This window comes from Sulfitobacter sp. M13 (genome assembly GCF_053474885.1).
Genome location: NZ_CM130281.1, coordinates 57,501 through 81,534, shown reverse-complemented (window position 1 = coordinate 81,534; position 24,034 = coordinate 57,501). Strand labels below are relative to the sequence as shown.

At 58.8% G+C, this 24,034-nt stretch carries 20 protein-coding genes and 1 tRNA gene (1 of these 21 running past the window's edge); 11 read left to right on the top strand and 10 right to left on the bottom strand.

Annotated elements, in window-relative coordinates; translation table 11 throughout:
• Window positions 1-36 precede the first annotated feature (36 nt).
• The 3 genes from ACVBAU_RS00360 to ACVBAU_RS00350 form a co-directional block, all read right to left on the bottom strand.
• Entirely contained in the window at window positions 37-264 is a 228-nt protein-coding gene (locus ACVBAU_RS00360; protein WP_448327229.1) for a WGR domain-containing protein, read from the bottom strand.
• A gap of 83 nt (window positions 265-347) precedes the next feature.
• On the bottom strand, window positions 348-1,049 hold the full coding sequence (locus ACVBAU_RS00355) for a response regulator transcription factor (protein ID WP_138924906.1): 702 nt from the start codon (window positions 1,047-1,049) through the stop codon (window positions 348-350).
• Complete coding sequence (locus ACVBAU_RS00350; RefSeq protein WP_448328861.1) at window positions 1,046-2,956, bottom strand: PAS-domain containing protein; 1,911 nt, start codon at window positions 2,954-2,956, stop codon at window positions 1,046-1,048. Before ACVBAU_RS00350 ends, ACVBAU_RS00355 begins: the two co-directional genes overlap by 4 nt.
• Before the next feature lie 204 nt (window positions 2,957-3,160).
• On the opposite strand from ACVBAU_RS00350, the gene ACVBAU_RS00345 reads away from it, so the two are divergent.
• The 8 genes from ACVBAU_RS00345 to ACVBAU_RS00310 all read left to right on the top strand — a co-directional run bounded on the left by ACVBAU_RS00345 (window position 3,161) and on the right by ACVBAU_RS00310 (window position 13,592).
• On the top strand, window positions 3,161-5,131 hold the full coding sequence (locus ACVBAU_RS00345) for an AMP-binding protein (RefSeq protein WP_448327228.1): 1,971 nt from the start codon (window positions 3,161-3,163) through the stop codon (window positions 5,129-5,131).
• Window positions 5,132-5,216: 85 nt separating this feature from the next.
• Complete coding sequence (locus tag ACVBAU_RS00340; RefSeq protein ID WP_254700581.1) at window positions 5,217-6,026, top strand: ABC transporter ATP-binding protein; 810 nt, start codon at window positions 5,217-5,219, stop codon at window positions 6,024-6,026.
• A gap of 35 nt (window positions 6,027-6,061) precedes the next feature.
• Complete coding sequence (locus ACVBAU_RS00335) at window positions 6,062-7,051, top strand: branched-chain amino acid ABC transporter permease (RefSeq protein WP_005850184.1); 990 nt, start codon at window positions 6,062-6,064, stop codon at window positions 7,049-7,051.
• Window positions 7,052-7,138: 87 nt separating this feature from the next.
• Entirely contained in the window at window positions 7,139-8,215 is a 1,077-nt protein-coding gene (locus ACVBAU_RS00330; RefSeq protein WP_138924908.1) for a branched-chain amino acid ABC transporter permease, read from the top strand.
• 98 nt (window positions 8,216-8,313) lie between these two features.
• A complete protein-coding gene (locus tag ACVBAU_RS00325; protein WP_138924909.1) occupies window positions 8,314-9,594 on the top strand; it encodes an ABC transporter substrate-binding protein in 1,281 nt (426 codons plus the stop codon).
• A gap of 76 nt (window positions 9,595-9,670) precedes the next feature.
• A complete protein-coding gene (locus tag ACVBAU_RS00320) occupies window positions 9,671-10,507 on the top strand; it encodes an ABC transporter ATP-binding protein (protein ID WP_138924910.1) in 837 nt (278 codons plus the stop codon).
• Between the two features lie 63 nt (window positions 10,508-10,570).
• Window positions 10,571-11,797 (top strand): phenylacetate--CoA ligase family protein, encoded by a 1,227-nt coding sequence (locus tag ACVBAU_RS00315; RefSeq protein ID WP_448327225.1) that lies wholly within the window; start codon window positions 10,571-10,573, stop codon window positions 11,795-11,797.
• 124 nt (window positions 11,798-11,921) lie between these two features.
• Window positions 11,922-13,592 (top strand): ABC transporter permease, encoded by a 1,671-nt coding sequence (locus tag ACVBAU_RS00310; RefSeq protein ID WP_138924912.1) that lies wholly within the window; start codon window positions 11,922-11,924, stop codon window positions 13,590-13,592.
• Between the two features lie 84 nt (window positions 13,593-13,676).
• On the opposite strand, the gene ACVBAU_RS00305 is transcribed toward ACVBAU_RS00310, so the two are convergent.
• The 4 genes from ACVBAU_RS00305 to ACVBAU_RS00290 all read right to left on the bottom strand — a co-directional run bounded on the left by ACVBAU_RS00305 (window position 13,677) and on the right by ACVBAU_RS00290 (window position 16,144).
• Window positions 13,677-14,693, bottom strand: a complete 1,017-nt coding sequence (locus tag ACVBAU_RS00305) for a Fe(3+) ABC transporter substrate-binding protein (protein WP_138924913.1) — start codon at window positions 14,691-14,693, stop codon at window positions 13,677-13,679.
• Window positions 14,694-14,823: 130 nt separating this feature from the next.
• Entirely contained in the window at window positions 14,824-15,690 is an 867-nt protein-coding gene (gene yghU / locus ACVBAU_RS00300; RefSeq protein ID WP_138924914.1) for a glutathione-dependent disulfide-bond oxidoreductase, read from the bottom strand.
• A gap of 177 nt (window positions 15,691-15,867) precedes the next feature.
• On the bottom strand, window positions 15,868-15,993 hold the full coding sequence (gene ykgO / locus ACVBAU_RS00295) for a type B 50S ribosomal protein L36 (protein WP_005850168.1): 126 nt from the start codon (window positions 15,991-15,993) through the stop codon (window positions 15,868-15,870).
• 76 nt (window positions 15,994-16,069) lie between these two features.
• Window positions 16,070-16,144, bottom strand: a tRNA-Val gene (locus tag ACVBAU_RS00290).
• A gap of 150 nt (window positions 16,145-16,294) precedes the next feature.
• Here ACVBAU_RS00290 and ACVBAU_RS00285 point away from each other — a divergent pair.
• On the top strand, window positions 16,295-17,155 hold the full coding sequence (locus tag ACVBAU_RS00285; protein ID WP_138924915.1) for an N-formylglutamate amidohydrolase: 861 nt from the start codon (window positions 16,295-16,297) through the stop codon (window positions 17,153-17,155).
• Here the strand turns inward: ACVBAU_RS00285 and ACVBAU_RS00280 are convergent, their stop codons facing one another.
• The 3 genes from ACVBAU_RS00280 to ACVBAU_RS00270 all read right to left on the bottom strand — a co-directional run bounded on the left by ACVBAU_RS00280 (window position 17,156) and on the right by ACVBAU_RS00270 (window position 19,960).
• Window positions 17,156-18,409: a DNA polymerase IV gene (locus tag ACVBAU_RS00280; RefSeq protein ID WP_448327219.1), complete on the bottom strand. Its 1,254-nt coding sequence runs from the start codon at window positions 18,407-18,409 to the stop codon at window positions 17,156-17,158.
• A gap of 325 nt (window positions 18,410-18,734) precedes the next feature.
• Window positions 18,735-19,424 carry an orotidine-5'-phosphate decarboxylase gene (gene pyrF, locus ACVBAU_RS00275; protein ID WP_323803785.1) on the bottom strand — a complete coding sequence of 230 codons (690 nt, stop codon included), beginning with the start codon at window positions 19,422-19,424 and terminating at the stop codon, window positions 18,735-18,737.
• Window positions 19,425-19,645: 221 nt separating this feature from the next.
• On the bottom strand, window positions 19,646-19,960 hold the full coding sequence (locus ACVBAU_RS00270) for an orotidine 5-phosphate decarboxylase (protein WP_138924918.1): 315 nt from the start codon (window positions 19,958-19,960) through the stop codon (window positions 19,646-19,648).
• Between the two features lie 415 nt (window positions 19,961-20,375).
• On the opposite strand from ACVBAU_RS00270, the gene clpB reads away from it, so the two are divergent.
• Both clpB and msrP read left to right on the top strand, forming a co-directional pair.
• Window positions 20,376-22,991 carry an ATP-dependent chaperone ClpB gene (clpB, locus tag ACVBAU_RS00265; protein WP_448327217.1) on the top strand — a complete coding sequence of 872 codons (2,616 nt, stop codon included), beginning with the start codon at window positions 20,376-20,378 and terminating at the stop codon, window positions 22,989-22,991.
• A gap of 188 nt (window positions 22,992-23,179) precedes the next feature.
• Window positions 23,180-24,034, top strand: the 5' portion of a protein-coding gene (gene msrP, locus ACVBAU_RS00260) for a protein-methionine-sulfoxide reductase catalytic subunit MsrP (RefSeq protein ID WP_448327215.1). The gene runs 54 nt beyond the window's last position; 855 of the gene's 909 nt are visible here — the first part of the coding sequence; its start codon is at window positions 23,180-23,182; the stop codon falls past the right edge of the window.

Genomic DNA, 24,034 nt, shown 5'->3' with positions numbered 1-24,034 from the left:
GGGCAGATGCCGGCCCGGGTCGACACCCATTTGGGATCAGTGGCGTAGATACCCGCGGCGTTCAGCACGGTTGCGATAGCGATCGGCCATTTTTGACGCCTCGCGCAGGTTGCCGAAACACTGGACGACCGCTTTGGGTTGTCCGCCGGCCACACCCCATTCGCGCAGTACGGATACTTCGCTGAAAAGGTTCATCGCGATTTCCACGCGGTAGAACAGCCGTCGTTGGGCAGCGTTGGTCCGGTAGAGCAAACATTCGATCATCGGTGGAAACTAACGGGCCACAGGGCAGGCGCGCAATACCAAGGTTCATGCGGTCGCTAAAAAGATGGGACATGAACGGGGTGTCAGCTCCATGTGACGTCGCCCAGAAAGATATAGCCCGCCCCATAAATCGTCTTGATAAGCTGGGGGTTCTTGGGGTCTTCGCGCAGCTTGGTGCGCAAACGAGAGATGCGGACATCCATCGCCCTGTCAAAGCTTTCAGAGGCGACGCCGCCCAAGCTTGATTGCATCTGTGCGCGGCTCAGCAAGCGTTTGGGCGCGTCGAGAAATAGGCGCAGGACCTCCCCCTCGGCATGGGAAAACGGGATTTCGGCACCGGTATCATCCTCCAGCGTATAGCGGTCGAAATGCGCTTTCCACCCGCTGAATGCCGCGACCGTGCCTGCCTGGGGCGACGGCTTGGCGCTGCGCAGGCGGGCGCGGATACGGGCGACGACTTCGGCAGGATCAAAGGGTTTGATGATATAATCATCGGCCCCAAGCTCCAGCCCCGTGACGCGGTCCTGCACCTGAGCGCGGCCCGAGATGATGATAACAATCGCGCCCTGTTCCAACGCGAGACGGTGCACCAGCGTCAGCCCGTCGGAATCCGGAAGGGACAGGTCGACAAGGCAAACGTCGGGGGTGTGGGTCGCCAAGGCGGCCTCGAACGCGCGGGCGCGGCCGAACGAGAGCGTGTCAAAGCCCGCTTCCTCCAGCGCGTCAGCCAGCAGCGTGCGGATTTCGGGTTCATCGTCCAGTATGGTGACAAGGGGGCGGGTCATTGGGCGGCGATCTCTTTCGGGGCAATCAATGCGGTCAGGTCCGCGGCTTCGAACGGTTTGCGCAAAACAGGTGCGAGGGTTTGCGCCTCTAGGAACTGGGCGTCATCGGGCGGCAGCGAGGTCATCAGCACCAGTGGCGGCGCGTCGGGTGGTAGCCGTTTGGCAAGGTCCAGCCCTGTCGCCTCGCCGACAAGCTGGATGTCTGACAGGATCAGCGCGATATCGGGCAGATCGGCGAGCAGCGCGGTCGCTTCGTCCGCGCTGGCGGCTTCGATCACGGAATGGCCGAGGCCCATCAGCATATCCCGCACCAGAGCGCGCAGATCATCGGCGTCTTCGACCAGCAATACCAGCCCGGTGGTGGCGGTAACTGCAGGGCGATAGGGGAGGCGCATGGTCACCTGAGCGCCCTTGGTGGTGTTGCCAAGCCGCAAGTCGCCCCCCGCCGATTTCACCATGTCATAGACCATCGGCAGCCCCAGTCCCGATCCTTCGGCCCCTTTGGTCGTAAAAAACGGGTCGAACCCGTGTTCAAGCGCCATGGGCGAAAAGCCGGGGCCGGTGTCGAGCAAGACCCATTCGATCCAGGTATCATGGACCTGGCGCACCTCAAGCGAGATGGCCCCCGCGGCCCCGCAGGCATCGCGGGCGTTCAGGATCAGGTTTAACAGCCCGTCCTGCACCAGCCCGCTATCCAGTAGAACAGGCGCGTCGACCATCTGGCTGTCGATGCTCAGCGTCATTCCCTTGGGCAGGGTAGGCCGCGCGATCAGGGACAGATCCTCAAGCAGCCGCGGGATATGTGTTGCGGTCGGGCGCAGCGTGCGCGCCCCCGTCATATCCGCAATAGAGCTGAGCAAGGTGCCACCCCGACGCGCGGCTGCAAGGGTGCCCTCGATCAACGGGGCGGCTTCAGCCGGTTGGCCGTCAAGCCGCCCAAGCCGTGATTGCAGGCCAAGGATGATGGTCAGCAGGTTGGAAAAATCATGCGCCAGCCCAGAGATCACCTGCGCTGCGATCTCGCGCCGTCGGGTCTGTTGCAGGGCGACACGGTTTTGGGTTTCTTCGGTCACATCCATCGACAGGATATAGACACCGCCATGGGTATCGGGGGTAAAGGCCCCCCGGATGCGGCGGGCGCTAAGGTCGTCGGTAAATTCGATCACCGACGGTTTCCCAGCGAGCGCTTGGACCAGCGACGGGGCGACGCATTCATAGGCCTGCTGGCCCAGAACGTCGGCGATATGGTTGCCGATCAGGTCAGCGCGGCGGCCCGGCATGACAGAGGCGAGCCGCCGGTTGGTATAGGTATAGCGTGCGTTTGCATCGACATGCGCAATATGGGCTGGCATCATTTCGGTCGTGAGACGGGACCGCGCCTCTGACAAGGTCAGCTGGCGTTTCGCTTCCTCCAGCGCGGTGTTCATGGCGGCAAGTTCGCGGTTGGTCGCCGACAGCTCTTCGGCGTGGGCCAACACCTGCCCCGACAGCGCGTCCGACCGCGCGCGCAGCAGGGCCTCATGCTGTTTGGTACGGGTAATATCGGTATAGACGGTGACCCATCCACCTTGGGGCAGCGGGGACCCTTCGACCGAAATGGTACGCCCGTTCGCGCGGGTGCGTTCCATATAATGCGGTTCAAACGCGCGGGCTTGTTCCACGCGTTCCGCCACAAACGGCCCCACATCGTCCACGTCGCCGTATTCCCCTGACTGCGCCAGCAGCGTGATCGTTTCCTGAAAGCTGGCACCAGGTGTCACAAGCGCTGTGGGCAGGTTGAACATCTGCTGGAACGGCGCGTTGCAAAGCACCAGCCGCAAATCGGCGTCATAGATTGTCAGTGCCTGCGCGATCAGGTTCAGCCCCGCAGCCGTCATGAGTTTCGTCTGATTATCGTCAATCTGCATCCGGCCGCCCCCCGCGTCAGACTGCACCATCGCCACCGTGCCGCCAAGCGCAACCTGTGAAATCACGCCTGTTACAATTCGTTAGGATTGAGAAATCATTAGGTAAAAGTTGACGCAGAGCATCGGGTCAACATCATGGTGCGACATCAAAATCGCACCAGCGATCGACCTGCCGAAAAAGAGCAGGGTTTGGGAGGAAGACATTTGGCTCACACGCTCGTGAGCGCCGACGGACCGCAATCGGTTCCGGCGCTGCTGCATCGTAATGCAACGCAATTTGCGAACGCACCCGCGTATCGCGAAAAAGAATATGGCATCTGGCAAAGCTGGACCTGGTCGCAGACCCGCGACGAGGTCGAAGCGCTTGCGCTTGGCTTGCTGGAACTTGGCGCGAACGAAGGCGATTTTATCGCCATCATCGGTCGCAACCGCCCCTATCTCTATTGGGCCATGATGGCCGCAGAGATGGTTGGCGCGGTGCCGGTGCCGCTGTATCAGGATGCCAACGCAGAAGAGATGGCCTATGTACTGGACCATTGCGGCGCACGGTTTGCCGTCGTGGGCGACCAGGAACAGGTCGACAAGGTGCTGGACGTTCAAGACCAGCTGACCCAGTTCGAACGCATGATCTATCTCGATCCACGCGGCTTGCGCAAATACGATCACGCCGCGCTGGACCAATATAGCGCCGTCCAAGACATGGGCCGCAAGGCACGCGATAAACACATCAAAGAGCTTGAGGCACGTCAGGCCAAGCTGGATTACGACAGCACGGGCGTCATGCTTTATACCTCAGGCACCACGGGCAAGCCCAAGGGCGTGGTGCTGAGCAACCGCAACATTATCGAGACAGCCAAATCTTCCTCTGTCTTCGACAAGTTGCGCCAGACCGACGATATTCTGGCCTACCTGCCGATGGCTTGGGTGGGGGATTTCATCTTTTCCGTAGGTCAGGCGCTGTGGACAGGGTTTTGCACGAACTGCCCTGAATCGGCTGATACGATGCATGTTGATTTGCGCGAGATCGGCCCGACCTACTACTTTGCCCCGCCCCGCGTATTTGAAACCCAGCTGACATCGGTGATGATCCGCATGGAGGACGCAAGCCGGTTCAAAAAGTGGCTGTTTGATAAATTCATGGCCCATGCGCGCAGGGTTGGCCCCGCGATTCTGGATGGTAAATCCGTCGGTGCGATGGACCGCGCGAAATATGCCTTGGGCGAGTTGATGATCTATGGCCCGCTGAAAAACACGCTGGGCCTCAGCCGCGTGCGCGTCGGCTATACCGCGGGCGAGGCAATCGGGCCCGAGATTTTCGATTTCTATCGCTCGCTCGGGATCAACTTGAAACAGCTTTACGGACAAACAGAGGCGACGGTGTTTATCACCGCGCAGCCGGACGGCGAAGTGCGTAGTGACACGGTTGGTGTGACCTGCCCCGGCGTGGAGCTAAAGATCGCCGAAAATGGCGAAGTGTTCTACCGCAGCCCCGGCGTTTTCGTCGAGTATTACAAAAACCCCGAAAGCACCGCCGATACCAAGGATGCCGAAGGTTGGGTCGCGACCGGTGACGCTGGCTTTATCGAGGAAAGCTCGGGCCATCTGCGCATTATCGACCGCGCCAAGGATGTGGGCAAAATGGCCGATGGAAGCCTGTTTGCGCCGAAATATGTGGAAAACAAGCTCAAGTTCTTTCCCAATGTCCTGGAGACCGTGGTTTTCGGCAACGGGCGCGACGCCTGCACCGCCTTTATCAATATCGACCTGACAGCGGTCGGAAGCTGGGCGGAGCGCAACAACATTGGCTATGCGTCCTACCAAGAACTGGCGCGGCATCCCCAAGTAATGGACACGATCCAGAGCCATGTGGAAGAGGTCAACGCCTCTATCGCCGAGGATGAAATGCTGTCGGGCTGTCAGGTGCATCGCTTTGTCGTGCTGCACAAAGAGCTTGATGCCGACGACGGAGAGTTGACGCGCACGCGCAAAGTGCGGCGCAAAGTCATCGGCGAGAAGTTCGCCGACATCATCGCCGCACTTTACGACGGGTCGCCTTCGGTCAGCACGGTCACCGAAGTGACCTATGAAGACGGGCGCAAGGGGTCAATCGCGGCTACGCTTGAGGTGCGCGACGCCAAGGTGTTCGCAGACACCCGCAAGATGGCCGCGCAATGAGCATGCCATCAAACGGATCATGCGGGCGCTGCGGTTGCGCAGTGGATTTTAAGACCATTTGGAAGGGGGCTGCGGCGTGAAAGATATGACCGACGGCTATGTCACAGCGGATGGGCGCCAGATTGGCCCTGTTGTGATGGAAATGAAAAACATCACCCTGCGGTTCGGTGGGGTAGAGGCGATCAAGGATATCTCCTTCGATATCCGTCAGGGCGAAATCCGCGCCATCATCGGCCCGAACGGCGCGGGCAAGTCATCCATGCTGAACGTGATCAGCGGGTTCTATGTGCCGCAAGAAGGCGAGGTCTGGTACAAAGGTGCCCCACGTCCGTCGATGAAACCGTTCGAGGTGGCGCAGCAAGGCATCGCACGCACGTTCCAGAACATCGCCTTGTTCGAGGGGATGTCGGTGCTGGACAACGTCATGACGGGGCGTTTGACCAATATGAAGACCGGCATGTTCTGGCAGTCGATCTGGAAGGGCAAGGCAGAGCGCGAAGAGACCGCGAACCGCGAAGTGGCCGAAAAGATCATCGACTTCCTTGAGATCCAGGCGATCCGCAAGACGCCGGTGTCGCGGCTGTCTTATGGTTTGAAGAAGCGGGTTGAACTGGCGCGCGCGCTGGCTGCTGAGCCGTCGATCCTGCTGCTGGACGAACCGATGGCGGGGATGAACGTCGAGGAAAAAGAGGACATGAGCCGCTTTATTCTGGATGTGAACGATGAATTCGGCACGACGATTGCCCTGATCGAACACGACATGGGCGTTGTGATGGACCTGAGCGACCGCGTCGTCGTGATGGATTACGGCAAGAAGATCGGCGACGGCACCCCAAGCGAGGTGCGCAACAACCAAGACGTGATCGACGCGTACCTGGGGGTTGCCCATGACTGATTTTGCCACTGGTTTTGCGATGAGGAGGGTCTGATATGCCTGAGCAACTGGCCTTTACAATCGAGGTGTTCCTGAACGGTCTGATGGCGGGCGTGCTGTATGCACTGGTCGCGTTGGGGTTTGTTCTAATCTACAAAGCCTCGGGTATTTTCAACTATGCCCAAGGTGTGATGGCGCTGTTCGCGGCTCTGACCCTTGCCGGGATCATCGACGGGCAGGTGCCGTTCAGCCATCTGATCAACGCGATCCTGGGCACGGATATTCACCATTTCGGATGGCATGTACCGGCGTTCCTTGCGATCTTGCTGACCATGGTGGTGATGATCGGTCTGGCTTATGCGGTCCAGCGGTTGGTGTTTCGCCATCTGGTCGGGCAAGAGCCGATCATCCTGTTCATGGCGACCATCGGTCTGGCCTATTTCCTTGAAGGGGTGGGCGATCTGATGTGGGGGTCTGACATCAAATCTATGGATGTGGGCCTGCCGCAGGGTTTGAACACCTGGATCGACGACACCACCTTTAACGCCTTTGGCTACGGGTTCTTCATCGATAACCTGGATATCGTAGCCAGCATTATCGCCGCGTTGCTGGTGATCGGGCTGGTGATGTTTGCGCAATACACCAAACAGGGCCGCGCCATGCGCGCTGTGGCGGATGACCACCAAGCGGCTTTGTCGGTCGGCGTGTCGCTAAACTTTATCTGGATCCTCGTGTGGTCGTTGGCGGGCTTTGTCGCACTGGTGGCAGGCATCATGTGGGGCACGAAATCGGGGGTTCAATTCTCGCTCTCGCTGATCGCGCTCAAGGCGTTGCCGGTGCTGATGCTGGGGGGGTTCACCTCTATTCCCGGTGCCATCGTGGGCGGCTTGATCATCGGTGTGGGTGAGAAACTGTTCGAATTCCTGATTGGTGCGCCTTTCCTTGGCGGTGCGACTGAGAACTGGTTTGCCTACATGTTGGCGCTGATCTTTCTGGTGTTCCGTCCGCAAGGCTTGTTCGGGGAGAAGATCATTGAGCGTGTGTAGTTTTGGCAACTCCCTGACTGGGGCTTTGCCAATGTGTAGGGTTCGGGCCCCAGGAATTAAAACCATTTGGAATGAGGGGCGCATCTGATGCTTTATCGTGAATCAGGGGATTTCAGCTCCACCTATGCGGAAGATAGCCAGACGTTTCCGATCAAGTTTGACCGGTATCGCTATTACTTTGTGCTGTTCATCGCCATCGCGGTGATCCCGTTTATGATCAACGACTACTGGGTGAACTCGCTGTTCCTGCCGTTCCTGATCTACGCCATCGCGGCGATCGGGTTGAATATCCTGGTGGGCTATTGCGGACAGGTCAGTCTGGGGACCGGCGGCTTTATGGCTGTGGGGGCCTATGCCTGCTACAAGTTCATGACGGCTTTTCCCGAAGTCAGCATGCTGGTGCATGTGCTGCTGTCGGGTCTGGTCACGGCCTGTGTCGGCGTGTTGTTCGGCCTGCCGTCACTGCGGATCAAAGGGTTCTATCTGGCTGTGGCCACGTTGGCGGCGCAGTTTTTTCTGGTGTGGCTCTTTAACCGTGTGCCGTGGTTCTACAACTACTCTGCCTCGGGCCAGATCAGTGCGCCTGAACGGACCTTTTTCGGGATCGAGGTCACGGGCCCGAATACCGAAGCTTGGGCGACCTATCTGTTTTGCCTGATGTTCGTGATTTTCAGTGCCTATGTGGCGCGGAACCTGACCCGCGGGTCGGTGGGGCGCAAATGGATGGCGATCCGTGACATGGATATCGCGGCCGAGATCATCGGGGTGAACCCACTGCGGGCAAAACTGACGGCCTTTGCGGTCAGCTCGTTCTTTATCGGTATCTCGGGTGCGTTGTTCTTTTCTGTCTATTTGGGCGCGGTCGAGGTCGGCGAAGTCTTTGGTATCCAGAAATCATTCCTTGTGCTCTTTATGATCATCATCGGCGGGCTGGGGTCGATCTTTGGCAGCTTTGCCGGGGCCGCGTTCCTTGTGCTCTTGCCTGTGGCCCTGAAAATCGTGGGCGTCGACTGGCTGGGTTGGCCGACGGATATCGTGGCGCACTTGCAGCTTGTGATTGTGGGCGGGTTGATCATCATCTTCTTGATCGCGGAACCGCACGGGCTGGCGCAGCTGTGGCGCGTCGCCAAGGAAAAACTGAGATTGTGGCCCTTCCCGCACTAGCGGGGGGCGGCATGGCCAACGGGGGAGGAGACCCAAGGCCGAAGAAGACGACCGGGACAACCCGGCAAGATCGGATACATCCAAGGGAGGAAACACCGATGAAACTGAAGATGACTACGTTGGCGCTAGGCGCTGCTCTGGCTGCGGGCCCCGCAATGGCAGAGCTTGTATTCCCGTCGCTCAGCTATCGCACGGGCCCCTATGCGGCGAATGGCATTCCGTTTGCCGACGGCTATGCGGATTATTTTACGCTGCTGAACGAACGTGACGGCGGCATCGGTGGTGAACCGATCCGGATGATCGAATGCGAAACCGGCTATAACACCGAAAAAGGTGTGGAATGCTATGAAAGCACCAAGGGCGAAGGCGCGTTGGTCTATCAGCCGCTGTCTACTGGCATCACCTACCAGCTGATCCCTAAAGCTACGGCAGACGGCATTCCTGTCCACTCGATGGGCTATGGCCGCACATCGGCCAAAGACGGGTCAGTCTTTAGCAACATCTTTAACTACCCCGCGAACTACTGGGACGGCGCATCGGTCGCGATCAAGCACTTGCTGGATCTGAACGGTGGCAGCCTTGAAGGTAAGAAGATCGCGCTGGTCTATCACAACTCTGCCTACGGCAAAGAGCCTATCCGCACGCTGGAAGAGCTTGGCAAAAAGCACGGGTTCGAACTTTCGCTGTTGCCCGTTGACCACCCCGGTCAGGAACAGAAATCCCAGTGGTTGCAGATCCGTCGTGAAAAGCCGGACAACGTGATCATGTACGGTTGGGGCGTGATGAATCAGGTCGCCGTCCAAGAGGCCGCGAACATCCGCTATCCGATGGATCAGTTCATCGGCATCTGGTGGTCCGGTTCTGAAAACGACGTGCGTCCAGCAGGCGAAAAAGCCAACGGCTACAAGGCGCTGACCTTCCACAATGTGGGCGATGACTTCCCCGTCTTCGACGACATCCAGAAGTTTGTTGTTGATGCAGGTAAAGCGGCAGGCGCGGGCGACCAGATCGGGACCGCTTTGTATAACCGTGGTCTTTATGCGGCGATGCTGGCGGCTGAAGCTGCCAAAACGGCACAGGGCATTCACGACACCAAGGCGCTGACACCGGCGCAGATGCGTGATGGCATGGAGGCACTGGAAATCACCGAAGCCAAAATGGCGGATCTGGGTCTGCCCAACTTCGGGCCGGAGTTCACCGTGTCGTGCGAAAACCATGGCGGCAACGGCTTTGGTGCTGTGGCGCAATGGGATGCAGCGGCCGACAGCTGGAGCCTGATCACTGACTATATCCAGTCGGACCAAGACGTGCTGGCCCCGCTGGTCACCGAAGATGCGCAGGCCTTTGCAGCAGAATCCGGTATCGAACCCAGCTGCTAAACGCAGCCATTAAACAAGGGCGCGGCGGCAGTGCTGCCGCGTCCGATCCCCACGCCACCTAGTGAAAGAGACACCCATGCTGGATGCCACCCCAACGCCCGACGCGCAGGTCGAGACCCTTCTTGAGGTCAATAATATCGAGGTGATCTACAACTCGGTCATTCTGGTGCTAAAGGGCGTGAGCCTGAAGGTGCCCAAGGGCGGTATCACGGCCTTGTTGGGCGGCAATGGCGCGGGCAAGACGACGACGCTCAAGGCGGTCTCCAACCTTCTGCATTCAGAACGCGGCGAGGTTACCAAAGGGTCGATCAAATACCGTAACGAGCCGGTCCATAACTCGGGCCCTGCAGATATGGTGAAACGCGGTGTCGTGCAAGTAATGGAGGGGCGTCACTGTTTCGAGCACCTCACCATCGAAGAGAACCTGCTGACCGGGGCCTATACCCGCAGCGACGGCAAGGCGGCCATCGCGCGTGATCTAGAGATGGTCTATGAATATTTCCCGCGGCTGCGCGAACGGCGCAAATCGCAGGCGGGCTATACCTCGGGCGGGGAACAGCAGATGTGTGCGATCGGTCGCGCCTTGATGTCGCGTCCCGAAACGATCCTGCTGGACGAGCCGTCGATGGGCCTTGCACCGCAGCTGGTTGAGCAGATTTTCGAGATCGTCAAATCGGTGAACGAAAACGAAGGCGTAACGTTCTTGCTGGCCGAGCAAAACACCAACGTCGCGCTGCGCTTTGCGCACTATGGCTATATTCTGGAATCCGGTCGCGTCGTAATGGACGGCCCTGCTGCGGATCTGCGCGAGAACCAGGACGTTAAGGAATTTTACCTTGGCATGTCGGACGACGGGCGCAAATCGTTCCGCGATGTGCGCAGCTACCGTCGCCGCAAACGCTGGCTCAGTTGATCTAGCGCACGCCTCACGACCCTTCCATTTCCTGATCACCCAAATGAATTGCGAGCAAGCGACATGGCACAGACGTCCCACTTTGACCGCCTAGAGACCCGCAGCCCAGAGACGCGGGCGGCTGACCTCGCCCGCTCTTTGCCAGCCCAGATCGCACGGGCGCAGGCGCTGCCGGGTTATGCAGGATCGCTGGACGGGGTCACAGCAGAAACGATCACCAGCGCTGACGATCTTGCCACGTTGCCCGTCCTGCCCAAATCCGAGATCGGCAAACAGCAGGCGCAATCGGCGCCCTTTGGCGGTTTCACAACCAGGCCTGCGCATGCGTTCACCCATATCTTCCAGTCTCCAGGCCCGATCTACGAACCATCCTCCGATGCGCCGGACTGGTGGCGTATGGGGCGGTTCCTGCATGCGGTGGGGATCGGTAAAGGCGACATCGTGCAGAACTGCTTTGGCTATCATCTGACGCCGGCGGGGATGATCTTTGAATCCGGTGCGCGGGCTGTGGGGGCGGCGGTTTTGCCTGCGGGCACCGGCCAGACCGAACTGCAGGTCATCGCGGCCCGTGATATCGGCACGACCGCCTATGCCGGCACGCCAGATTACCTCAAGATCATTTTGGAAAAAGCCGACGAGATGGGGGTGACACTTGGCATCACCAAAGCCGCCGTTGGTGGCGGTGCGTTGTTCCCATCCTTGCGCGACTATTATGCGCAGCGCGGCATAACCTGTCTGCAAAGCTATGCGACAGCCGATTTGGGAAACATCGCTTATGAAAGCCCCGCCGCAGAGGGCATGATCGTGGACGAGAATGTGATCGTCGAGATCGTGACCCCCGGTACGGGCACGCCCGTCGCACCCGGTGATGTAGGCGAGGTCGTGGTCACTACGTTGAACCCCGATTATCCGTTGATCCGTTTCGCGACAGGCGATCTGAGTGCGGTTTTGCCGGGGGCGTCGCCCTGCGGTCGTACCAATATGCGGATCAAGGGCTGGATGGGCCGTGCAGATCAGACCACCAAGATCAAGGGGATGTTCGTGCGCCCCGAACAGGTCGCCGCCCTTGTCGCGCAGCACCCCGAGGTAACTAAAGCCCGCATTGTGGCAAGCCGCGCGAACGAACAAGACGTGATGACTGTCCACCTTGAGACGACAGGCGACGATACCGAAGCCTACGGTGCCTCTGTCGCGGCGCTGCTCAAGCTGAAGGGCAAGGTCGTGCTGGCCGCCCCCGGAAGCCTGCCGAACGATGGCTTGGTGATCGAAGACCAGCGTAGCTATGACTAAATCGCGCCGGTGTCCGGCGTGAAACAGGCCGCAAAGGCAAGATCACGCCTTTGCGCATGGGGCGGCAGTACAATTTTCAGTCATCCCGCTGGTATTTCCGACTGAATTAGTCGAAACCAATCGCATGACGACACAGGATATAAATACAAGCCCCGCCGCCGTGAAAAAATCGCGCGATGGCGTGCGTTTGCTGGCGGGGGTTGCGGTCGCGATTGCAGCGACCTGTGCCTTGCCTATGATTGCCGTACTGCTGGCTGCATTGGTCGGGGGCACCGATACGGTGCGCCATCTGATCGATACTGTTCTGCTGGGCTATGCTGGCACGACGCTGCTCTTGGTGGCAATGGTCGCGATGGGGACCTTTGCCTTGGGCGTCGGGACCGCGTGGCTGGTCACCATGACGCGCTTTCCCGGTGCGCGCGTGCTTGAGATCGCGCTGGTGCTGCCGCTGGCTTTTCCTGCCTATGTATTGGCCTATGCCTATACGCATATCCTTGACCATCCGGGCATTGTGCAGACCGCTCTGCGTGACCTGACAGGCTGGGGCCCGCGCGATTACTGGTTCCCCGAGATACGGTCTTTGGGGGGGGCGGCGCTGATGTTGGTGCTGGTGCTTTACCCCTATGTCTACCTGCTGGCGCGTGCGGCCTTCTTGCAGCAATCCGCCACGACGTTTCTGGCAGCGCGTGCTTTAGGCAGCAGTGCATGGGCCGCGTTCTTTAAGGTCAGCCTGCCGCTGGCGCGCCCTGCGATTGCCGCAGGCGTCCTGCTGACGGTGATGGAGACGATCGCCGATTTCGGGACCGTCGCCTATTTTGGGGTGCAGACTTTTGCCACAGGGATCTACACCAGCTGGTTCTCCCTGTTCGACCGCGCTGGTGCGGCGCAGCTCGCGCTGTGCTTGCTCAGCTTTGCGCTGCTGCTCGCGATGCTTGAGCGTATCCAGCGTGGCAAGGCGAAGTACCATGATCCGGCCCGCCGTGCCGTGGCCATGCCTCCGGCACCGCTGACAGGCTGGCGTGCTGCTGCGGCGCTGTTGGCCTGCGGTATCCCCGTGATCTTTGGTGCGATCCTACCGGTCATTGTGCTGATCTGGATGGGCACAGGGTCAGAGCAGGACCTGCTCAGCCCGCGCTATCTGGGCTTCATCCGTAACTCTGCCACGCTGGCGGGGGTGGCTGCGGTGCTGACCGTGGCCGCGGCGGTCTGCGTTGGCTTCTTCCAGCGGCTACGTCCGGGCAAGCTGTCCTTTGGGGCGGGGTATATTGCGCGTCTTGGCTATGCGGTGCCGGGCGGGGTGATCGCGGTGGGGCTGATGGTACCTTTCGCGACATTCGATAACCAGCTTGACGCATGGATGCGCAGCACCTTTGACATCTCGACCGGTTTGTTGGTGACGGGGTCGATCTGGCTTCTGGTGGCCGCCTATATGGTGCGCTTCCTCGCGGCCGCATTGGGCGCGTATGAGGGCGGACAAGCGATGGTGCATGCCAATATGGATTCCGCCGCACGGTCGCTCGGAGAGACCCCCGTGGGGACGCTGCGCCGTATTCACCTGCCGATCCTGTCGCCCAGTCTGCTGACCGCGCTGTTGATCGTCTTTGTCGATGTGATGAAAGAGCTGCCGGCGACCTTGATCATGCGGCCTTTTAACTACGACACGCTTGCGGTGCAGGCCTACCGGCTGGCCAGCGACGAACGGCTGGACGGGGCTGCGGTGCCGAGCCTCGTAATCGTGGCGATGGGGCTGCTTCCGGTCATCCTGATCTGCCGGCAGGTCGGGCGCCAAACCTAACCCTTTTGCATCGCCCATGAAAAAACCGCACCGGCCAAAGGCCGATGCGGTTCAATGTCATGTCTCTGCCGTGGCAGGCTGGGATTATTCCCAGCCAACCGCATTAAAGATTTTCTGTGCAGCCGGAATGTTCTTGGCCACTTCCGAGAGGTTGACCTCGTCTGCTTTGAATTCGCCGAGCTTGGCAACCGACTCTGCCAGTTCCACACCCTGAACGGCGGGGTATTCGTCGTTGCCCGCAGAGAAGTAGGACTGTGCGCTGTCGGAGGACAGGTACTCGAGGAATTTGACCGCGTTATCACGGTTTGGCGCATTGGCTGCAACACCGGCACCGGACAGGTTCATGTGTGCGCCGTTGCCTTCTTGGTCAGGGAAAACCACGTCGATTTTATCAATATCAGCGCTGAGCCCGTCCACGTCGGTACGGATGGCGCGGGCAAAGTAATAGGAGTTCGAGACAGAGATTTCGCATTCGCCCGAAACCAGACCGCGCAGCTGGTCGGTGTCACCGCCCTGTGGTGCGCGTGCCATATTGTTCACAACGCCCTGCGCCCATTCGGTGGCTTTTTCTTCGCCGTGGTGCGTAACCAAAGCGGCCAGCAGCGTCTGGTTGTAAGAATTGGTAGAGGAACGGATGCATACCTGACCCTCGTAGGCCGGGTCGGCGAGGTCCAGATAGGTTTGCGGTGGGTTGTCTACGGCATCCTTGCTGTAAAAAATGATCCGCGCGCGCTGCGAAAAGCCGAACCATTCGTTGTCGGCGTCTTGCAGATTGCCTGGGATACGCTCTTCGAGGATGTCGCTGTCAACGGATTGCAGCAGGCCCATTTCCTTGGCGCGGCTCAGGCGGCTCGTATCGACGGTGATCAGTACGTCCGCAGGAGAGTTCGCGCCCTCGGCAGCCACACGGGCCAGCAGCTCGTCTGCTTTGCCTTCGATGCGGTTAATAGTGATGCCGGTTTGCTCGGTAAAGTCCGAATACAGACGCTCGTCAGTGTCGTAGTGACGTGCAGAATAGAGGTTCAGCTGACCTTCTGCAAAAGCGGGTAGGGCAACCGTTGCCAACAAGGCAGCCGTGAACGTGGTTTTCGTAAAAGTCATGAGGTGACCTCCATCTGTGTAAAACTTATAAAAAGAGTAAGAAACAGATTTGAGGTCAGACATCAAGGAATACTTGACTGAATTTATAGGATAAGCGTCTTGCCGCACAGGGACGGCAAGACGCGGTCGTTTAGCCGTCGATTTTGTCTTGGGTTTTGGTGTCGAAATCGCTGGCGTCGTGACGTTCGTGCAGCTGCATTTCGGGTTCACCGAAGGGACGGTTGACCATACGGCCACGCGTCACCGCGGGTCGCGCATCGATTTTCTTGGCCCATTTCATCAGGTTTTCATACGAGTCGACGTTCAGGAATTCAGCCGCATCATAAAGCCGCCCCAGAACCAGCTGACCATACCAAGCCCAGATCGCCATATCCGCAATCGAATACTCGCCCGCCATATATTCGTTATCGGCCAGATGCCGGTCCAACACGTCCAGCTGACGCTTGGTTTCCATCGCGAAGCGGTCGATGCAGTATTTAATCTTGACCGGCGCATAGGCGTAGAAGTGGCCAAAGCCGCCGCCCAGATAGGGTGCACTGCCCATCTGCCAGAACAGCCAGGACATACATTCGGTGCGTTGGCTTGGGTCTTTGGGGATGAATTCGCCGAACTTCTCGGCCAGATGCAGCATGATCGAACCGGATTCAAACAAGCGTTGTGGCGCATCGCCGGACCGGTCCATCATCGCGGGGATTTTAGAGTTCGGGTTGATCTCGACAAAGCCGGACCCGAATTGGTCGCCTTCGCCGATGTTGATCAACCAAGCGTCATATTCGGCGCCTTTGTGGCCCGCTGCCAGCAGTTCTTCCAGCAGCACGGTGACTTTGACACCATTGGGGGTCGCGAGGGAGTAAAGCTGATAGGGGTGTTCGCCGACTGGCAGCTCTTTATCCGCGGTCGGGCCTGCGACGGGCCGGTTGATGTTGGCGAATTTACCGCCGTTGCCGGGTTCCCACTCCCATACGGCGGGTGGGGTGTAGTCGGGCAGATCGGTCATGAGATCCCTTTCAGTTCATCTTTTGAAGTTAAAGATGAACCTAGGGGGTATTGGGGGGATCGCAAGGGGCCAGCCGCGAATGGCCGGGGTGCCGGCGCAGGGCGTGGCATGTTCCATCAGCCCAAACGAAAAAAGCCGCCCCCGAAGGAGCGGCTTTTAATCAAATGCGCGCGAAGCTTAACCCTGACGGGCTTTGAAACGGCGCTGCGTTTTGTTGATTACGTAAACGCGGCCTTTGCGACGCACAACGCGGCAGTCACGATGCCGATTCTTGAGCGAGCGGAGCGAATTGCGAACCTTCATGGTCTTTCTCCTGTGTCGTGGCGCGGGCCAGCGCCGGGTTGCGGGCAGCTCAGCGAATGCTGAGCCATGAATTAGGTGGTGGGCGATACTGGGATCGAACCAGTGACCCCTTCGATGTCAACGAAGTGCTCTACCGCTGAGCTAATCACCCCCTATGTAGCACAAAATTTGCACCCCGAACCAAATCAGGGCACGAAATATCTGCACCAGTAGCGGGGTCTATAAATAGAGTCGCAGGCATGATCAAGGGGTTTTGGCTTTGTAAAAACATGCGCTATGTTCATTTTTGAAAGGTGCAACAATGCCACACATCGCCTACGAAGTCGTTCGCCCTGATCAAGCCCATTCCTGCACGGTGTTCGCGTCGCCCCATTCGGGTCGGAATTACAGCTTTTCCTTTCTGCGGTCCACAGTGTTGGACGGGCATAGCATCCGCTCGTCAGAGGACGCGTTCGTTGATCTTTTGTTCAAATCCGCCCCCCATTTCGGGGCTCCATTTCTGATGGCGGGTGCCCCGCGTGCGTTCCTTGATCTGAACCGGTCGCGAGACGAGCTGGACCCCGCCTTGATCGAAGGGGTGCGTCGGCAGGCGCATAACCCGCGGGTGGCCTCGGGTTTGGGGGTTATCCCGCGCGTTGTGGCGAATGGGCGGTCGATTTATCAGGGCAAATTGACGCTCGACGAAGCCCGAGAGCGAATCGCGGCGTATTGGGTGCCGTATCACGATATGCTGCAAAGCCTGCTGAATGACGCCCGTGCCGATCACGGGCAGGCGATTCTCGTGGATTGCCATTCCATGCCGCATGAGGCGATGGAAGGGGTCGCGCGGATGGGGCTCAAGCGGCCCGATGTTGTGTTAGGCGACCGTTTTGGTGCGGCTGCCGGCAACGATGTCGTTGATCAAATCGAAGCCGCTTTTTCGAGCGCGGGTTTTACCGTCACACGAAACACGCCTTTTGCGGGGGCATATATCACGCAGGCTTATGGCCGTCCGGCGCGGGGGCAGCACGCGGTACAGGTCGAATTGGACCGATCGCTGTATATGAACGAATCATTGGTGCGTCCCAATGGCGATTTCGAGGATGTCCAAAAAGCGCTGAGCGGCGTTGTTGCTGAAATCGCGCGTATCCGGCCTGAAAGCCTGGCGCTCGCGGCGGAATAATCAGCGCAGCGCGCGCCCTTTGACGATGGCCTTGTCCCCGAACCGGTTGCGGATGGCATCGGTCGCCCGTTCGGCCCGACCACGCCGCACGGCATCGGGGTCCAGCAGATCACCCGCCGTGTCGGCCCCATCCGCGGCGCTAAGATCGGAAATGCCACATCCCAGAAGTCGGAACGGCCCCGGCTCGCCCAGCTGATCAAACAGCCCGCGTGCAGTGCGGTAGATGCGGTCGGCCAGCTGAGTGGGGTCATACAAAGACACCCGCCGGGTAATCAGCGAAAAATCGGCACGCTTCAGCTTGAGAACAACAACGCGCCCCGCAAGCTCTTTGGCCTTTGCGCGGTCCGCCACTTTTTGCGCCATGCGCCACAGGTGACCGTCCAGCAGTTCGGGGTCCGAGGTGTCCTCGTTAAAGGTGGTTTCGTTGCTAATGGATTTCATCGGTTCGTGCGCGGAAACGCGACGGTTGTCTTGGCCTCGGGCCAGATGCCAGAGGCGGTCGCCCATGCTCCCGAAACGGGCAATTAGATCGGTCCGTTCCCACCGCAGCAGGTCAGCAAAGGTGCGTATGCCCGCCTTGTTCAGCGCCCCTAGGGTGGCAGCGCCCACGCCCCAGATCATGCTCACCGGTTTGTCGGTCAGAAATGTCTGCGTTTCCCCTTTGCCGATGACCGAAAACCCGTGTGGCTTATCTAGATCAGAGGCGACCTTGGCCAGAAACTTGTTATGCGACAGGCCGATAGAGCCGGTCAGCCCCAGCTCTTGCTTCATCCGGCGCACCAACCGCGCGAGCATCACCGCAGGGGGCGCACCGTGCAGCTTGGTCGTGCCGGTCATGTCCAAAAATGCCTCGTCCAGTGACAGCGGTTGCAGGGCAGGCGTGAGCTCTTCCATCAAGGCGCGGATCGCACGGGAGGCTTCGACATAGGCGTCCATGCGAGGCTTAATGATGACCGCTTCGGGGCAGAGCTTGAGCGCCTGAAACATCGGCATGGCGGATCGAACCCCTTTGACCCGTGCGATATAGCAAGCGGTCGATACCACGCCGCGCCGCCCGCCGCCGATGATCACGGGTTTACCGTTCAGTGCGGGGTTGTCTCGTTTTTCCACCGACGCATAAAAAGCATCGCAATCCATATGGGCGATGGAGAGGTCAAATAATTCGGGATGCGACGTGATGCGCGGGCTGCCGCAGGCAGAGCACCGGCGGGCAGGCGTGATTTCGGACAGGCAGTCACGGCAGAGTGCGGGCATGGCGAATAAATGGGGTTAAGGGAAGGTTAAGGCAAGTCTATTCGATTGCGTGCCGTTGCGCCATGGGCAGGCGCGTCGCGATCATTTCGCGGCTGGGTGCAAAATTTAGACTGGGAAAAGAAAGACCCCCGCCTAAAGCGGGGGGAGGTGACGAACTTCAGGAAGAACCAGCTCGTCGGGGAGTATCACCAAAGTAAGGTTGCCATATGAATGTCATAAAACATACACGCAATTGGGCTTGATCGGTAGCCAGTTTGGGTTTGTTACCGATTTATCACATAGGCCAAGCACGCTATTAAACGGGTTTGATGCCATTTGGGGGTGATTAGGGCAGCTCTGCCAGGACCGCTCGGGCGGCGGCTGCGGGGTCTTCGGCTTGCCAGATCGGGCGGCCGACGACGATATGATCCGCGCCATCCTTGATCGCTTGGCCCGGCGTCGCGACCCGTTTTTGATCGCCAAGAGCCGCACCGGTCGGGCGTACGCCGGGGGTTACGATCAGCTTGCCTTTTGCCTCTGGCAGGGCGCGGATCAGCGCGGCTTCTTGAGGGGAAGCGATGACCCCGTCGGCGCCTGCATCCAGTGCACGACCGGCCCGGGTTTGTACCAGATCGGGAATGTCGCCCGCCTGGATCATAGCGGCGTCCAGATCGTTCCGGTCCAGCGACGTCAGAATTGTCACTGCGAGAATTTTGGTGCGCGAACCCGCGGCACCCTGCATCGCGGCGCGCACCACGTGGGGGTCGCCGTGAACAGTCAGGAAATCAAGATCAAACTGCGCAAGACCCCTTACCGCTGCTTCGACGGTCGCGCTGATGTCAAAAAGTTTCATATCCAGAAAAATGCGTTTGCCATGCTCTTGGATGAGCTCATTTGCCAGCGCCATGCCGCCGCCTGTCAGCATTCCCAATCCGATTTTGTAAAAGCTCACCGTATCGCCAAGCTTTTTCGCGAGTTCAAGGCCGGCAACAGCATGGGGAACATCAAGGGCGACGATCAGGCGGTCATCTGACATGGGGCGGGCTCCGATAGTAATGAAATTGGACAAACGCTGGAGGCTTACGGCGTTCATACTCTCGTGTCTACGCAAACACCTCGCGACGGGCACAAAAAAAACCCGGGCAGCACAAGGGCTGTCCGGGCAAGTGTCAGAGACGTGCAGGCAGGCAGAAGTCTCTGGATCGGGCGGGACATGCGCCGGGACGGGCGCACAGGCAGTTCCGCCGAAACTGAAAATCAAGCGGCGCGGTGGCCGTTGAGCTTTGCAACAGATTGCAACCAAGCCTTGGGGTCGAACCGTGGGCGACCGCTGCGGGGCGATGGTTTGATGCTGCGAAATTCCGAATGCATGCCGCCGCGGCCCAAGTGTCGACGTTCTGCCTGTTTGGTCAGCCCTTCGGCGGCTTGATCAAATGACATTGTCATCGGCGCATTGATTGCGCAGGCATATCTGCGGGAGCGATCGCCATCATGAACAGTAACCAGTGCCTCGAAGCATTGCTCTGTCGCATTATAGATAACGTCGTTCATCTGGATTTGGCGCGTCTGCATGTTCGTACCTCAAAACTTGTTGTACTGATTAAACTTGGCTTGATCGGCTTTGTCATTCTCTGCCGGTACAACGTGGGTGTGACTAAAAAGTTCCATCTATTGTCGCTACCCTTGTGGATAAATGTAAATTTTCCCTTAAAAACAGTCAATTAACTTTTATTTGATTGCCTATTGCCATAAGCGGAATTTTGCGAAACAGTAATTTTTACAGCGAATCCAATGACTTCGCGGTGTGATTAAATTTCATCATCCGTTCAAATATTGGCTTGATGCGCATTTTTTTGTTGACGTATTTGTGAGCGCCTTCTCTTGAAGCCGCCCCTGCCTGTCCCCAAATCCTAATACGAGGATCACATAATGACGCGCTGCCAAGCAGGCGTCGCACCCGTGGTCGCTTTGAGAAAAGGAGAAGCTCATGGACTTGGGCAAGTTTACAGAACGTTCGCGCGGCTTCATTCAGGCTGCGCAAACAATCGCGACGCGTGAAAGCCACCAACGGCTGACGCCGGAACATTTACTAAAAGCGTTGTTGGACGATGACCAAGGGCTGGCAAGCAATCTGATTGTCGCTGCGGGTGGCAATCCGGCGCGCGTTACCGAAACGCTGACACTCTCTTTGGGTAAGTTGCCAAAAGTGTCAGGCGATGCGGCACAGGTCTATCTGGACAATACCACAGCCAAAGTTCTGGCCGAAGCAGAAGCGCTTGCGAAAAAAGCAGGCGATAGCTTTGTGCCGGTAGAACGTGTGCTGATGGCGCTTGCCATGGTCAAATCCGGTGCCAAGGACGCATTGGTCGCGGGCAAAGTCACCGCGCAGGGTCTGAACGCTGCCATCAACGATATCCGCAAGGGCCGCACGGCTGATAGCGCCAGTGCCGAAGACGGGTATGAAGCGCTTAAGAAGTATAGTCTGGACCTGACCGAACGTGCCCGCGAAGGCAAAATCGACCCGATCATTGGCCGGGACGAGGAAATTCGCCGTGCCATGCAGGTTTTGAGCCGCCGTACAAAGAATAATCCGGTGCTGATTGGTGAACCGGGGGTGGGTAAGACCGCCATCGCCGAAGGTCTCGCGCTGCGTATCATTGATGGGGACGTCCCTGAATCGCTGCGCAACAAACGGCTGCTGGCGCTGGACATGGGCGCATTGATTGCCGGCGCGAAATATCGTGGTGAGTTCGAGGAGAGGTTGAAAGCCGTCCTGACCGAAGTGACTGAAGCCGCGGGCGAGGTGATCTTGTTTATCGACGAGATGCACACGCTGGTCGGTGCCGGTAAGGCTGATGGTGCAATGGATGCTGCCAACCTGATCAAACCTGCCTTGGCGCGGGGGGAATTGCACTGCGTTGGTGCGACGACCTTGGATGAATACCGCAAGTACGTAGAGAAAGACGCGGCTTTGGCCCGTCGGTTCCAGCCTGTTATGGTGAGTGAACCTACGGTCGAGGACACCATATCGATCTTGCGGGGTATCAAAGAGAAGTATGAGCTGCACCACGGTGTGCGGATCAGTGACTCTGCGCTTGTTGCTGCGGCCACGCTGTCGCACCGCTATATCACGGACCGCTTCTTGCCCGACAAAGCCATTGACTTGATGGACGAGGCGGCCAGCCGTCTGCGCATGGAGGTCGACAGCAAGCCCGAAGAGCTGGACGCGCTGGACCGCCAGATCATGCAGCTGCAGATTGAAGCAGAGGCATTGAAGAAAGAGGACGACGTCGCCAGCAAGGACCGGTTGGACAAGCTGGAGAAAGAGCTAGGTGATCTGCAGGAAAAAGCAGACGCAATGACGGCGCAGTGGCAGGGCGAGCGCGATCGCCTTGAAGGCGCGCGCGAGCTGAAAGAGCAGTTGGACCGCGCCCGTGCCGAGCTTGAGATTGCCAAACGCGAAGGCAATCTAGCCAAAGCGGGGGAGCTTTCCTATGGTGTGATCCCGCAGTTGGAACGCAAGCTCGGCGAAGCGGAGGAAAGCGAGGCAGACGTCATGGTCGCAGAGGCCGTACGCCCGGATCAGATCGCGAGCGTGGTCGAGCGTTGGACCGGCATTCCAGCTGGCCGTATGCTTGAGGGTGAACGTGACAAGCTGCTGCGGATGGAAGACCAGTTGCACAACCGTGTCATTGGCCAAAACCAAGCGGTCAAGGCCGTGTCGAACGCGGTCCGCCGTGCGCGTGCTGGCCTGAACGACGAGGCACGTCCCTTGGGCAGCTTCCTGTTCCTTGGGCCAACAGGCGTGGGTAAAACCGAACTGACCAAAGCTGTAGCCGAATTCCTGTTCGACGACGAGAATGCAATGGTGCGGATCGACATGTCGGAGTTCATGGAGAAACACGCCGTGGCCCGTCTGATCGGTGCGCCTCCGGGGTATGTCGGCTATGACGAAGGCGGTGTGTTGACCGAAGCTGTGCGGCGTCGCCCTTATCAGGTTGTGCTGTTCGACGAGGTCGAAAAAGCGCACCCCGATGTGTTCAACATCTTGTTGCAGGTCTTGGACGATGGTGTGTTGACCGACGGTCAGGGTCGCAAGGTCGACTTCAAGCAGACGTTGATTGTGCTGACCAGCAACCTTGGTGCCCAAGCGCTGAGCCAGCTTCCTGACGGGGGCGACATGGTGCAGGCAAAGCGGGATGTAATGGATGCGGTGCGGGGCCACTTCCGCCCCGAGTTCCTGAACCGTCTGGATGAAACGGTGATCTTTGACCGTCTCGCACGTGGCGACATGGCGGGGATCGTCGATATTCAGATGAACCGTCTGCTCAAACGACTTGCCGGTCGTAAGATCGGGTTGGATCTGGACGACGCTGCGCGCAAATGGCTGGCCGACGAAGGCTATGATCCGGTGTTCGGGGCGCGTCCTTTGAAACGGGTGATCCAGCGTGCACTGCAAGATCCGTTGGCAGAGATGATTCTGGCCGGTGATGTGCTGGACGGGGATCTTATTCCGGTACATGCCGGTGCCGAAGGGCTGATCATCGGCGACCGCGTTGCTGCCAGCAATCGCGCGAAACCGGACGAGGCGACGGTCCACTGAGCACATAGTATATAGTGTCAGTATAGAGTGCGATAACTTGAACGGGCAGGGTCGGGGGAAACCTCGGCCCTGTTTGCATGAGGTGCCCTGACATTCCGGTGTGTCCCTTGAAATGTAACGGATTGCGTTTGGTGGGCACGCTAACCCGCAGTAGGCTTGTTCCGGTATATTGGTAAGGAGCGCCTGTTATGGCCTATCGCTGGATCAACACGCTAACGGACAAAGACATCACCCCGCATGCTACATTTCTGAATAGACGTCAGATCATGGGGGGCGCTTTGGCGGGGATCGGGCTGGCCGGTATGGCGGGCCGTGCCTCTGCCGCGCCCGAGGGGCTTGCGCCCAACAGCTATGAAGATATCACCAGCTATAATAACTACTATGAATTCGGCACCGGCAAGGACGACCCCGCAAAATACGCAGACCGTCTGACAATCGAACCCTGGACGGTGCAGATCAACGGGTTGGTCGATAAGCCGGGGGCCTATGGCTTCGACGACATCATGCAGCAGATGAGCATCGAAGAGCGTATCTATCGTTTCCGCTGCGTCGAGGCGTGGTCGATGGTGGTGCCGTGGAACGGGTTCGAACTGGCCGACCTGCTGAATATGGCCGGCGTTCAGTCAGGTGCGAAATACGTGTCGTTTGAAACCGCGCTGCGCCCCGATGAAATGCCGGGTGTCGCGTATAAGGCGCTCGACTGGCCCTATGTCGAAGGGCTGCGGCTGGATGAGGCGATGCACCCGTTAACGATTATGGCGACCGGAATCTACGGCAAGGAAATCCCTAAACAGAACGGCGCGCCGCTGCGTTTGGTGGTGCCGTGGAAGTATGGCTACAAATCGATCAAATCCGTGGTGCGGATCACTCTGACGGATACGCAGCCGCCCACCAGCTGGAACAAGGCGAATGCAGGGGAATACGGGTTCTATAGTAATGTGAACCCAGAGGTAGACCATCCGCGTTGGTCCCAAGCGAGCGAGCGGGTCATTGGCGGCGGGTTGTTTTCCAAGCGTGTGCCCACACTGATGTTTAACGGCTAT